This window comes from Brevibacillus halotolerans (assembly GCF_026891775.1).
GTDB lineage: Bacteria > Bacillota > Bacilli > Brevibacillales > Brevibacillaceae > Brevibacillus_B > Brevibacillus_B halotolerans.
On the sequence record NZ_JAPTNK010000010.1, the window covers coordinates 76124 to 89111 of the forward strand.

Consider the following 12988-nt stretch of genomic DNA (forward strand, 5'->3'; position numbering starts at 1 on the left):
AGTCATCTCAGACTTCTAAAAGCGATTTCGCTGTGCTTCTATTCGGCACCCCGCTTTTCTCCCTGCGCTTGATTAATCCATGCTATACTGAATAAAAAAGTGGAGGAGGGAAGTTTGTGCAAGTATATGCTCTCTATGGCCCTAGTGGTACAGGTAAAAGCACCAGTGCATTAAGTCTCGCTCACTCACGTCACATTGATGCCATCATTGATGATGGAATTCTTATCTATCAAGGTCGTAAGGTTGCAGGCTACTCAGCTAAATATGAAAAAACAAAAATTCGTGCAGTAAAACGCGCTATCTTTCATTTTTCAGATCATGTGGATGAAGTACAGCGCGTTCTGCACAAGCTTCCTATTGAGAAGATTTTAATTTTAGGCACCTCAACACGGATGATTGGAAAGATTATCACTGCGCTCGATTTGCCGGAAGTAACGGAATACATCCCAATAGAAGCGATTAAACCTGAAAAAGAGATTGAAGCAGCCCGCTATGTTCGTGAAACAATGGGTCAGCACGTAATTCCTATTCCACGTGTAGAAGTGGAGAAGGATTTATTTAAACGGATTGTTGATTCAGCATGGCAAATCTTTGCCTCTAAAAAACACATGGGTGAAACCACAGTTGTTCAACCTTCCTTTTCCCAAGGCCGGATTCAAATTCATGAACAGGTACTGCGGAAACTGGTACAGCAGGCCTGCTATCGAAATAGCACTGTCGTGAAAGTGCACAGGGTGGATTATACATTTCAAGCCATGCCTCGCCTTGAGGTAGCACTATCTGTACAAGCAAAGCTTGGAGAAGATTTACGTTCTCGGTTAATTGAGCTACAGCATCAATTACAGGAGGAGCTAGAATACTTCTTATTCATCGCTCCAGCCAGCATCGACTTTGAAATAATCGCTTTGCAATTCATCCAAGCTACAAGCGACAACTCAAAGTAGACATACCCGATCAAGCATGAAAATACATACATCATAGCCCTTTCCTAACAGGCCGATTTGGCTTTGGAAAGGGCTTTTTTGTCTCGTATGAAACCTTCTGTCCAAACAAAAGCTATCCCTGTAAACTGTCCAGATTTGAAAGGAGGCTTTCCACTATGCAAACCATCTCTTCTAAATTAGCCAACACCCAAAATCAACAAATTCCATTCCCCACTCCACCTACAGTCATTACGGGCAAGGATTTATCTTACCTAAAGGATGCTATGTCCTGGGAGTTAAACGCCTTTAAGAAGCTGCATTATTTCGCACAGCAGGTACAGGACCCTCAGATTAAAGATTTGTTAAACAAAACGGGCTACATGCACCAAATGCATTATGAGCAACTGTTAACACACCTTACTATCAATAATACAAATGTCATCAAAACGTTGCCACAGATGCAATAATTTTCTAGGAAAGGGAGGGAGTCTTCCTCATGCAAAACAAACAAATTGCGAATCCGCAATCCAATCAATTGCCAAAGGTCAAAGGCCCTGAAATGAACGATCGCGATTATATCAATGATGCGCTTAGCACCTGCAAATATTTAACTGATAGCTTAAATGATGCAGTACGAGAAGCAAGTCACCAGCAATTACATGAAGCCTATATGCAATTATTAACGGAAACTCATCAATCAGCCCGTGAATTATATAATTGTATGTTTCAAAAGGGCTGGTATAAGCTTGAAGCAGCAGATCAGCAAAAAGTAACACAAGCTCATCAGCAATTTAGCGGATATTCAACTCAATTCCCATATAACCATTAATCAACAACGAAAAGCTTATCGTAGTCTTGTAAAGACACGTAAAAAAGAATGGATAGCAGTCATAAATCAGTTGACTCGCTATCCATTCCCTTTTTACTTTTTTATGACACTGAGGAAGCCTTGATTTACAATGACTTTTCAACCTGTTGGCTATTTATCTGTTCCCGAGCCTTCTTTCTTGCTATTTTCCGTTGCTTGCCAATTGCAAGAACCGTGTACAGAGATGGAACCACAATCAGTGTTAGCAGCATAGAGAACAACAAACCAGAAATGATAGTAATAGCGAGCGGTTTGAACATCACGCTCCCCGTAATCGCCATTGGTGTAAGCCCTGCTATCGCTGCCACAGATGTTAACAGGATCGGTCTCAATCGGGCTTTACCAGCTCCAATAACTGCTTCCTTCAGTTCAAGACCAGTATGTCTTGCCTCCTCGATAAACTCAATCAAGACAATCCCATTTCGCACAACAATCCCAGACAAGGAGATAAAGCCCGCCACTGTCATAAATCCGATTGGTGTTCTTGTAATAAATAACCCGATTAAGCTGCCAGAAATCGCCAGATAAACCGTACTCATGACCAAAATAGGAATGGATAATGAATTAAACTGTATGACAATCAAGAGAAAAATGAGGAAAACGGCTACAACCGCCAGCATTCCTAAATCAAGTAAAATATCGGTTTCCTCTTCTGTTTCACCCGTTACATTCCATGCATACTCTGCTGGTAATTCTAGCTTCTCCATCTTCTCTTTCAATTCCCTCATCACATCATCTGCCGTCCGATCTCCTACATCACTTGTAATCGTGACACTGCGTGATAAATTGTAGCGAGGTATATTCTGTAATGATAAGGTTGGCTTCATTTCCGCTATCTGAGAGACAGGAATGAGCTGCCCCTGAACGTTGGGAACCGTGAGCTGTTGAAAGACTTGCTGAGTCGTCATTCCCGACTGATCCGCAAGCAGAGTGAGATCAACTAAATTTTTCCCATTATCAAATTGGCCCATAGGAATTCCTTGGCTAATCAGACGTAATGTCCGTGTTAAGTCAGCTTCACTGATCAGCTTCTTATCCATGTTTCCCTGATTCACATTGAATTGCAGGGAATATTGCTCGTTACCCAGAGTATCGTTTATATTATAGGTTCCCTTCGTCTCGGCAATCAGTTGTTTTATTTGCTCCGAAATGGCGTATAGCTGATCCAAATCGTCTCCATACACCCGAATGGCTACCGGACTTCCTGTATACATCGCGGCCTTTACACTATAGGGGATAATATTTGCTTCTGGGTACATCTGTTTAAACTGTGCCATCCACGGCTCCAGAATTTTTCTTGAATCCATCTGCTTATTATCAAATGTAACCACCAATTGTGCCATATTTTCTCCTGATCCGACAGGGGGTGCACTCGGAATCATCTGTGGCCCATTCCCACCCACGAAAGCAGAGACCTTTTCAATATGCGGCTGCTTCTGAATCCACTCTGTAACACCCTGAACAATTCGATCTGTTTCCTGCAAATTACTACCAATAGGCGTGCTAATGTTGACAACCATCTGTGGTCTGTCATCATCTGGAAAAAGTTGAACAGGTATAAATGTAATCAGTCCATAAAATACGGTTGCTATCAATACCCCAGTGACTCCTGTTTTTAATGGATTCTTCAGCATAATCGGCATGACGCGATCTCCATACCAATGGATCAAGGAATTGATTTGTTTGCCTAATAGACCGGCTGGCTTTTGGTAGTTTGTCTGTTTTTTGTTCCGTCTCTGGTTCCATTCTCTAAAAATAGGAACTATCGTAAGTGACATGAGCATTGAGGCTAGCATCGTAAAGATGATGATCACCGGAACGGGAAAGATAAAGTGCCCCGCATCTCCAGGAAGAAAAATAATTGGCCCAAACGCCGAGACCGTAGCGAGAGTAGCTGTGATAATCGAAACCGAAACCTCTTTGGTTCCAAGTACGGAAGCCGTATACGCATCTTCCCCCAGTACAGACAGCCTTCTCTCGATATTGTCATTCACCACTACTGCGTCATCCACTAGAATACCAAGTACAATGATAAGCCCGAAGATTGTCATTTGATTGAGTGTAATTCCAAAGAAGGGAAGGACAGCCATCCCTGCTGCCAATGAGATTGGAATCGCCAATGCCACCATCATGGATGTCGTCAGGTTCAGGCCTAGCGTGCATATGAAAAGAACGGCCACAATGGCAATCAGCATCTCGTGAAACAGTCCAGAGAAAAGCTCATCAATTCGATCCATCTGGGAAAAAACAGGTTCTTTTTTTGCCCACGAAGGAAGATTCTTTTCTAACGTTTCTAGCTTTTGATCAATGGCTTTCTGAACACCAGGAACATCGCTTCCCAATTCGGCATTTATGCTGACCGTCACAGCAGGCTTCCCGTTATAATAGGTTCGATATTCAAGTCTTTTGGTACTGTCTGAAATCGTCGCGATATCCTGAAGATAAACAGGCACTCCTTCTTTTGTACGGGTTACAATTACTTTGTTGAATGTGTCAGTCTTGTAGCTAACAGGTAACGTAAGCTGATATTTACGGGTGTCAACGTTAACGTCCCCAAGTGGCGTCGTTTCGTTTTTCGTTCGAACAGCATTCATTACCTGCGTCCAGGAAATTTTGTATTGTTGCAATCTTTGGGCATTTACATATATTTTTAGTTCCTGTTTTGGCAGACCGAGTATAGAGACCTCTGAAACACCAGGTATGGTACGAAGCTGATCCTTCCAAAGATCAAGTGTATCGCGTAGCTGAAGGATTTCCTCAAATGATTCGGCCGTAATTTGAAAGGTCTGGATAAACGTACGACTCATGTCATCATTAATGATTGGTTGCTCTGCTTCCTCAGGTAGATCAGCCTCAGCATCCTTCACTTTTTTCCGCAGTTCTTCAAATACCTTTTTCGGTTCGACTTTACTCTCTGACCGAACGGTAATAAGGGATACCCCCGAACGGGATTCGGAGCTAATTGATTTAATGCCTTGAACCTCATTGATCTTTTCTTCCAATTTCTTTGTTACGGTTTGTTCCATTTTTTCTGGAGTGGCCCCTGGGTAAATGGTTGTGACCGTAGCCATACTGACAATGGTGTCTGGTGATTCCTGCTTAGGAAGTGAGAGGGAGACGAATATCCCGATCAGCACCACCATCGTAAAGAAGACAAGCGTTATTTTTCGCTTTTTGATGAAATACTCAATCATGCTGTTTGCCCCCTCCCACGGCAACAATGTCACCGTCGAGCAATCGGTCAGCACCTTTCGTAATCAGCATATCTCCTGCTTGAAGCCCTGATGTAATTTCCAAAAAGTTATCAACGTACTGGCCAATGGCAACAGGCGTCTTTCTGGCTTTACCATCTTTTATCACATAAACGAAAGGACCGGACCCTCGGCTAAAAACAGCTTCGACCTGCACAAAAATTCCTTCTTTTTGTAACAAGGCGCGCTTGGCACTCACTACTTGTCCGGGAAACCAGTCATGCTTTGCATTATCAATCACAACTTCTACGCTAATCGTACCTGTCTGCTCATTGGTGGCCGGATAGATTTTTGAGACCTTTCCTGTTCGTTTTTGCTCATACAGTGTAAATTCGACTGTATCTCCTACATTCCAGGCGGATATATCCCTGTCAGGTACGGGTAAAACTGTTTTCAGTTGGGTAATGTTTCCGATACGGTAAACAGGAACGCCCGGACTCGCCAGTTGTCCCACATCCACTAATTTGGATAGTACTGTTCCCGTAATCGGAGCTTTTATCTGTGTTTTTGCTAGAGTGGCTGCGGCCTGATTTCGACCAACAACAGCGCCCTGATAGCTTGCTTGTGTCGAGCTTATATCTTCCGTCCGGGCCCCTGCCATTACAAGCGAGTAGGATTGCTGGGCCGAAGCAAAGTCTTTTTTAGCAAGTTCAAGTGCATTTTTGACATTTTCAAGCTCAGTTTGGGGGATCGCACCACTCTTATAGAGTTGCTCCATGCGTATGTAATCTTTTTGTGCCTTTTCCAGCAAGATTTTCTTTGCATCAACCGCTACTTTTGCTTGCTGAACCTCTTGTTCTCTGAAGCCATTTTTAACTTTAGCCAAATTAGCATTTGCACCATATACATGAGCCTCGGCCAAAGCTAGCTGGAGAGAGTAATCTGTGGAATCAAGCTGGGCCAAAATGTCCCCTTTTTTTACTTGATCCCCTTCTTTGTATGGTAGGGACTTGACCTCTCCTGCTACTTCAAAAGATAACGTTGTTTCTTCCTTGGGAGCAAGCGTTCCGGAAAGCTCACTCATCTCTTTAAATGTTTTCGCTTTAATTGTCTCTGCTACAACTATTTTCGCCTGCTGCGGTTGAACAGTTGCTTCCTTATCTTTACTGCATGCCGTCATCACGATCATCGAGAGGGAGAGTATGAGTAGAATCCAAAACCTTTTTTGTACGGTAGCATTCATGTTCTTATCACTCCTATATTTTAAATCTGTTAGATTGTGAAAACTGACTTGGGATCGGAATGAATATTCATTCCGTTTTGATAAGAGGGGTCTGAATTAATGAATTCTGACCGCATCCCAGCATGCTTCTTGTACACCTGCAATTAATTCTGATGGATTCTTAATTTCGCAAAATCGAATAGCCTTATTTAAAGCAATAAAGGCACCGTCAACGATCGTAAGCAATGCTTCAGCAGGTAGTGGGCGAATGATGTTCTTTTGTTGGCCCTGATGAATAAAGTCAATAAAGAAATCCCGTAGCATATTGTAGGATTGGCGACTAGCCTCGTCCAGATAATGCCTATTCGCATGTGAATCAAGAAACAATAATGCATACATGTTGTTCAATAAATAGCTAATCACCTGATTGGAAATGTGTTGAAATTGCTCATATACATCTTCAGAAGAATGAGGATATCCTTTTTTTACAGTCTCTAGTAAATCCACTACACATTCTTGAAACAAGGTATTGACGAGCGACTCCTTATTTTCGAAATACCGATAAAGAGTACCGGCACCAACTCCCGCTTTCTCTACAATCATCGGAACTGTTGTCCCATCAAAGCCTCGTTCCTCAAAAAGAATTAGTGCAGCTTTCATGATTAAATCGCGTTTAGATTCCGACACATCCTGTACTCCTTTGCGGAATGAATTTTCATTCTGTAAGGCGAGTATAAATCACAGCTCTGATGATTGTCAATTATTGTAAGTGATATCGTGCAGCAGCGCTTTATATCATAAGGTATAACGTAAAAAGTTGAATTCTCTTTCTCTTTTTTTGTTTTCTAATCACGTTTCGACCATAAAAAAACCGACTGAAAGACCTTCTAACATGGGCCTTTCAGTCGGTTTTCAGTTATATTGTTTCCGATTCTAACCTTGTATCTTATTTTGCAGCAACCTCTTCTGAACGGCGCTTCCAAGGACCATAACAGATGAGCAATAAAGGGATGATTCCGAGTAAGGTAGAAATCCCAAAGAATGTATACGTACGCAAAATACCGTAATATTCCATAACCCAGCCTGCTGTGTAATTAGCAACCATGGAGCCTAATCCCTGTCCAAATGAAGCAAATAGGGCTAGAGCTGTTACCTGCAAGGCAAGCGGTGTATTATCCCGTACATATTGAGCAGCCGTAGCGAGGAATAGCCCAACTGATAATCCTTGTAGGAAAAATAAGCTTAAGACAATTGTCGTACTAGGAGCTGATCCGTAGAAAAACCACCTGACACCAGAGACAAGGCAAGCAAATAAGAGTGTTTGCTCCAGACCTATTTTTTTGACAAGGCTTGATGCCAGCTTCATACAAGGTACTTCACTACCTGCAAACAGTAAAAAAGCAAGTCCTAATGTGGCAATCTCTCCACCGATATGCTGATAGTATAGATTAAACCAGGTATTATGAGCAGTCATTGGACCAAATACGAAAAATGTAGAGACGAGAAAGAGGATAAAGCGCGGACCTTTAAAAAGCGTCCCGGCCTCTTTAAAGCTATTACGCGTGATCGCCTTTCGCTCAATTCGCTCATCGGGAATTCTGATCAAAAAGAGTACAGCGATAAAATAAGCAAATCCTGTGCTGTAAAAAATAGCAGATGGACCCCACTGCTGAACAGCCAAGGCAGTAAGAAAAGCGGCAATAGCAAATCCAATCGCTCCCCATAAACGAATACTGCCAAAATGCATGGAGCGCTTGCTTACATAGCTAAGTGTTAAGCTATCTGAAATCGGGATAGCCGCGCATTGAAAAACAGACCAGAACGCAATGGTAAAAAACACCCATGCGTACGAATGAATAAAGGTAAACAAAAATGAGACGCAGGCTACAACGATAAGTGCTAGAATCAGCGCCTTTTTCCGAACCTGAAAGCGATCACAAATCATTCCCCAAACGGGCTGTAGCAGCAAGGATACTACAGGAGTGATCGAACTAAGAGTACCAATTTCAACTCCAGTTAAATGAATAGATTTAAAGTACTCTGTTAGTAGAGGCGAGTAAGCACCCATAGCGTAATACAAAAAGATATAAAGCCCACCTAAGGCTACATAAGCATTTGAAGCGCTTTCGTTTGTAAAAGTATGCTGGTTATTTTTGCTGTTCATGCAGTTTTCTCCTCTACTTTCCACATAAAGAACAGCTTCAATCGGAATTACCGAAGAAGCTGTTTTTGTATCAGATTGCTACTTTTACTCTTTTTTCTCTTCCTTTACGGTAGGTAATAGCTTACCGAAATTAACTGTCCGTACTTTTTCCCACGTAGAAGGATCATGCTCATCAAACTGTTCAAGAAAAGCAATAACTTCCCTTGTTAATGGTGTTGGAGTAGATGCACCCGCAGTAACAGATACACTCTTTTTCCCCTTCAGCCACTCAATATTAAGCTCAGACAGATCAGAAATGCGATAACTCGGAATCCCCGCAATCTCCTCTGAAACCTGCGCTAAACGATTGGAATTATTACTTCGAGGGTCACCTACAACGATCGTTACCTCTGCTTTTCCAGCATGTTTTGCTACCGCTTCTTGTCTAACCTGTGTAGCCATGCATATTTCATTGTGCACCTCTACCGAAGGGTATTTCTTTACAATAGCTTCCATAATGTGTCTGACATCCCATTGGCTCATCGTTGTTTGGTTGGTGACCACCAATTTGTCAGTCGTAATGTGGACGTTTTGCAAATCCTCCAGCGTCTGAACCAAATGAACACGATCAGGCGCTATCCCAATGGCTCCCTCTGGCTCAGGGTGTCCCTTTTTACCAATATAGAGAATATGGTAGCCTTCCTCCACCTTCTCTTTAATGAGATCATGCGTTTTCGTTACATCAGGACAAGTAGCATCCACAACCGTCAGACCTTTTTCCTTCGCCTTTTTGCGGACTTCTGGCGATACTCCATGAGCAGTGAAGATAACGGTTCCGTGATCAATTTTATCTAAAAGCGCTAGACGATCTTCTCCATCCAACGTGATAACTCCTTCACGTTCAAAGGCTTCTGTCACATGCGCATTATGCACGATCATTCCCAAAATGTAGATAGGGCGCGGTACATTTTGATTTTTTGCCGTTTTAATAGCCAGTACCATGGCATCCACTACGCCATAGCAATAACCACGGGGAGCAATTTTTACAACTTCCATTTCAGCATAGCCCTCCTTTTCTGCCCCTTATTATAACATTAGAATGTGCTTTGACGCTTTTGTTCATAAATTCTTACGTTATTATAAACAATTCGCAGCATTGGTGTTTCTATTCCCTGCTGTTCGGCAAGACGTAGCAAGTACCCCTGCAAATGCTCTCCTTCAATTGGCAGACGTTTTTCCATATCCCGTAGCATAGAGGATTTCATTTTATAGCCTTGTTGCTTAAAAGTCTCCATCACACGATCTACCATGTCAGCAGAGATAGGTGCGCCAATCGCCATCATGATTCTCACACATTCCTCTGTTACTTGTTTCGTTAGCTCAATTCCAAATGGAGAATCGCGAATTGGTCCTACTGCGGAGTTCATCAAGGTGGTAATGCCTGATAGCATCGTAATAAACAAATATTTTTGCCAAGCCTCCCGCTGAATGTTATGGGATAATTCGAAGCTCGCATTCGCTCCTTTTACATACTCATATAATCGCTCTACTCGCTCGGACGTACCACCATTCCATTCCCCAAAAACGAGCCTGTGAGCCTTACTAGTTTGGACGATATCCCCGTCAGCGCTTAGCGTTGTTTCTATAAAACACAATCCGCCCAAAACCTTTTCTGCCCCAAAATGCTCCTGTAATGGCTGCATATGAGCAATTCCATTTAAAAGCGGGATAATCATCGTATCCTCACCTACATAGGGAGTAATATCATTGATTACATCCTCCAGATGGTATGCTTTTGGCGATAACATAATGACATCAAAAGGGGGCGCTTCTTCTCCAGCTACTAATAAGGCGGGTTGGACTGTGGAATCGCCATTTACGCTTTGAATAACTAGACCTCGCTCTTCTAGTTGTTCCTTACGTTTTTGACGTACAAGAAAAGTAACATCTCTGCCACTCTCCACTAAACGACATCCAAAATATCCACCAATTGCACCCGCACCTACCATCAGTATCCGCATTACACTAACCCCCTATAATCATTTCTCTTATTGTATCGTCTCACATATATTGTAGCTGGTTTTTGGGAAATCCCAAGCAGAATTTTTGAAAGCAATGTGTAGAAAAATCGGCATATAAAAAAGGAGTCTTTCAAAACGAAAGAACTCCTTTTAGCAGAATTGCATCTTTATTTATGATCAATCCCAATAATTTCACTAATATGCGTAAATCCATCTCGCTTCATAAGCTGAACCAAACGCTTGTTAATCTCTGTGGCAGCACCAGGTCCCACATAGATCATGCTCGTGTAAATCTGGGTCATAGACGCACCTGCTCTCATCATGCGGTACGCATCATCACCAGTGAAGATACCCCCTACCCCAATGATAGGCATTTTGTCGCCTACTGCTTTATAAATATCACGAACGCATTCGGTTGCACGTGGCAATAGCATTGGACCACTCAGTCCCCCTGCTTCCTTCGCCAGCCTGCGATCGGAAACACTCTCCCGAGACAGAGTAGTGTTGGTAGCAATCAAACCATCCATTCCCTCTTCTAAAGCAACATAAACAACATCGCTCATATGCTCATCCGACATGTCTGGGGCTACTTTTAAAAGGATTGGTTTACGCTTCGCACCGTATTTCTCTAGCTGATCCGCCTTCTTACGGATTGTCCGCAAAAGATGACGTAAACTATCTACTTCCTGCAAGTCACGTAAGTTAGGAGTGTTAGGTGAGCTTACATTAATCGCAAAATAATGACCATAGGGATAGAGCGCTTCGAGGCATTTTTCATAGTCACTTGCTGCTTGATCATTAGGAGTTAGTTTATTTTTTCCAATGTTTACCCCAACTGGCATGCAGGCATCCTGATAATGACTCAAGGATTTCGCTGCTGCTTGTACACCGTGGTTATTAAAACCCATACGGTTGATAATCGCCTGATCTTCCTTTAAGCGAAAACAACGCGGCTTGTCATTACCTGGTTGAGCTAGCGGAGTTAACGTGCCGACTTCTACATGGCCGAATCCCATTAATCCGAGCGGAATATACACCTCGGCATTTTTATCGAACCCAGCCGCCAGTCCTACCGGATTAGGGAAAATGATATCCCATACTTTGTTTACGAGCATTGGATTTTCATAGCCATACATCATGTTTAATACCTTTTTGCCTAAAGGAATGCTGTCAGCCATTCGTAGTCCATTAATCGCATTCTCGTGTGCCGATTCAGGGTCCATTTTAAAGATAAACTTTTTTAGGTGCTTATACATTGTTGCCACTTCACTCCTAACGCATATTCTGTTCTCGATATAAGAGCATACCACAAACCTTTGGCATTGGATAGAAAGTCAAAAAAAGAAAAAGTGCTATACCTTTTTTAACAAAAAGTATGGCACTTTTTCAAATGAATTATTTTTATAATCTGGAACTTCTTATTTACTTGCTACTAGTAACGCATCTTCCAAAGAAACAAATGGCAGATTGTGTGTATCCGCTACTGCTTTATAGGTTACTTGACCATTAATAACGTTAACACCTTTTGCTAGAGCTTGGTTGCTACGGATTGCTTCCACATATCCTTTATTAGCAATTTGCACAGCATAAGGAACAGTTACATTTGTTAGAGCAAGTGTAGATGTGCGAGCTACTGCTCCTGGCATATTGGCTACTGAGTAATGAATAACCCCATGCTTTTCATAGGTTGGGTTATCGTGTGTAGTGATGCGATCAATCGTTTCAATAGAACCACCTTGGTCAATTGCAACGTCAACGATCACAGACCCTGGAGCCATTGTTTTTACCATTTCTTCTGTTACCAGACGTGGCGCACGAGCACCTGGAATTAGAACTGCTCCTACTAACAAATCTGCTTTTTTCACTGCGTTAGCAATGTTAAAGCTGTTAGAAATCAATGTGTGAACACGTCCACCAAATAGGTCATCTAATTGACGAAGACGATCAGCACTAATGTCTAAAATCGTAACATTTGCACCTAAGCCTACTGCCATTTTTGCAGCGTTAGTACCTACAATACCACCACCGACAATGACAACCTCACCTTTTGGAACGCCTGGAACGCTTCCTAGAAGTACACCTTTACCGCCGTATGGCTTTTCAAGGAATTGAGCTCCGATTTGAACAGACATACGTCCTGCTACTTCACTCATCGGCATTAATAGCGGAAGTGAGCCATTTGGCATTTGGATGGTTTCATAAGCGATCGCAATCACTTTTTTATCAACCAATGCTTTGGTCAATTCTGGTTCTGGTGCCAAGTGCAAGTAAGTAAATAAAATTTGTCCTTCACGGAAATAGTTATATTCAGAAGCAAGTGGTTCTTTTACTTTCATCACCATATCAGCTGCCCAAGCATCTGCTGCTGTTGGAACGATAGTAGCCCCCACTGCTTGATATTCAGTATCAATAAATCCACTGCCTAGCCCTGCATTTGTTTCAACTAATACTTGATGACCGCTTTGTACCAATGCTGTCACTCCAGCAGGCGTGATCGCTACACGGTTCTCATTGTTTTTAATCTCTTTAGGAATTCCGATAATCATAATTAAATCCTCCCCTTGATAGCCCCTGCTCAGTTCTCTTTCACTTACAATATTTTCTTCACTTCTCAATAATA

11 protein-coding genes are annotated in these 12988 nt (G+C 42.3%); 3 read left to right on the top strand and 8 right to left on the bottom strand.

The features are described 5' to 3' along the window. The first annotated feature begins 116 nt into the window (after positions 1–116). The 3 genes from O0550_RS13940 (at position 117) to O0550_RS13950 (ending at position 1752) form a co-directional block, all read left to right on the top strand. Positions 117–944, top strand: a complete 828-nt coding sequence (locus O0550_RS13940) for a nucleoside/nucleotide kinase family protein (protein ID WP_003341018.1) — start codon at positions 117–119, stop codon at positions 942–944. A gap of 155 nt (positions 945–1099) precedes the next feature. Then, a complete protein-coding gene (locus O0550_RS13945) occupies positions 1100–1390 on the top strand; it encodes a hypothetical protein (RefSeq protein ID WP_003341029.1) in 291 nt (96 codons plus the stop codon). Between the two features lie 29 nt (positions 1391–1419). After that, positions 1420–1752, top strand: a complete 333-nt coding sequence (locus O0550_RS13950) for a spore coat protein (protein WP_003334500.1) — start codon at positions 1420–1422, stop codon at positions 1750–1752. Positions 1753–1877: 125 nt separating this feature from the next. Here O0550_RS13950 and O0550_RS13955 read toward each other — a convergent pair whose 3' ends face one another. From O0550_RS13955 to ald, 8 genes are all read right to left on the bottom strand, one after another. After that, a complete protein-coding gene (locus O0550_RS13955) occupies positions 1878–4985 on the bottom strand; it encodes an efflux RND transporter permease subunit (protein WP_258426655.1) in 3108 nt (1035 codons plus the stop codon). After that, positions 4978–6225, bottom strand: coding sequence for an efflux RND transporter periplasmic adaptor subunit (locus O0550_RS13960; protein ID WP_258426656.1), 1248 nt, complete (start codon positions 6223–6225; stop codon positions 4978–4980). Before O0550_RS13960 ends, O0550_RS13955 begins: the two co-directional genes overlap by 8 nt. 96 nt (positions 6226–6321) lie before the next feature. Further along, positions 6322–6891: a TetR/AcrR family transcriptional regulator gene (locus O0550_RS13965; protein ID WP_003341032.1), complete on the bottom strand. Its 570-nt coding sequence runs from the start codon at positions 6889–6891 to the stop codon at positions 6322–6324. Between the two features lie 259 nt (positions 6892–7150). Continuing rightward, positions 7151–8368: an MFS transporter gene (locus O0550_RS13970; protein ID WP_003341033.1), complete on the bottom strand. Its 1218-nt coding sequence runs from the start codon at positions 8366–8368 to the stop codon at positions 7151–7153. Between the two features lie 84 nt (positions 8369–8452). Then, entirely contained in the window at positions 8453–9403 is a 951-nt protein-coding gene (locus O0550_RS13975) for a 4-hydroxy-3-methylbut-2-enyl diphosphate reductase (protein WP_022585544.1), read from the bottom strand. A gap of 38 nt (positions 9404–9441) precedes the next feature. Next, a complete protein-coding gene (locus tag O0550_RS13980; RefSeq protein ID WP_258426657.1) occupies positions 9442–10368 on the bottom strand; it encodes a ketopantoate reductase family protein in 927 nt (308 codons plus the stop codon). Positions 10369–10535: 167 nt separating this feature from the next. Beyond that, a complete protein-coding gene (locus O0550_RS13985) occupies positions 10536–11624 on the bottom strand; it encodes a quinone-dependent dihydroorotate dehydrogenase (RefSeq protein ID WP_096887074.1) in 1089 nt (362 codons plus the stop codon). A gap of 162 nt (positions 11625–11786) precedes the next feature. Then, entirely contained in the window at positions 11787–12914 is a 1128-nt protein-coding gene (ald, locus tag O0550_RS13990) for an alanine dehydrogenase (protein ID WP_003334490.1), read from the bottom strand. Positions 12915–12988: the final 74 nt, after the last annotated feature.

Excerpts from the sequence above, each read along its gene's own strand:
- O0550_RS13960 (WP_258426656.1), bottom strand. The coding sequence starts at position 6,225 with ATGAATGCTACCGTACAAAAAAGGTTTTGGATTCTACTCATACTCTCC.
- O0550_RS13980 (WP_258426657.1), bottom strand. The coding sequence starts at position 10,368 with ATGCGGATACTGATGGTAGGTGCGGGTGCAATTGGTGGATATTTTGGA.
- O0550_RS13950 (WP_003334500.1), top strand. The coding sequence starts at position 1,420 with ATGCAAAACAAACAAATTGCGAATCCGCAATCCAATCAATTGCCAAAG.
- O0550_RS13955 (WP_258426655.1), bottom strand. The coding sequence starts at position 4,985 with ATGATTGAGTATTTCATCAAAAAGCGAAAAATAACGCTTGTCTTCTTT.
- O0550_RS13945 (WP_003341029.1), top strand. The coding sequence starts at position 1,100 with ATGCAAACCATCTCTTCTAAATTAGCCAACACCCAAAATCAACAAATT.
- O0550_RS13985 (WP_096887074.1), bottom strand. The coding sequence starts at position 11,624 with ATGTATAAGCACCTAAAAAAGTTTATCTTTAAAATGGACCCTGAATCG.
- ald (WP_003334490.1), bottom strand. The coding sequence starts at position 12,914 with ATGATTATCGGAATTCCTAAAGAGATTAAAAACAATGAGAACCGTGTA.
- O0550_RS13975 (WP_022585544.1), bottom strand. The coding sequence starts at position 9,403 with ATGGAAGTTGTAAAAATTGCTCCCCGTGGTTATTGCTATGGCGTAGTG.
- O0550_RS13970 (WP_003341033.1), bottom strand. The coding sequence starts at position 8,368 with ATGAACAGCAAAAATAACCAGCATACTTTTACAAACGAAAGCGCTTCA.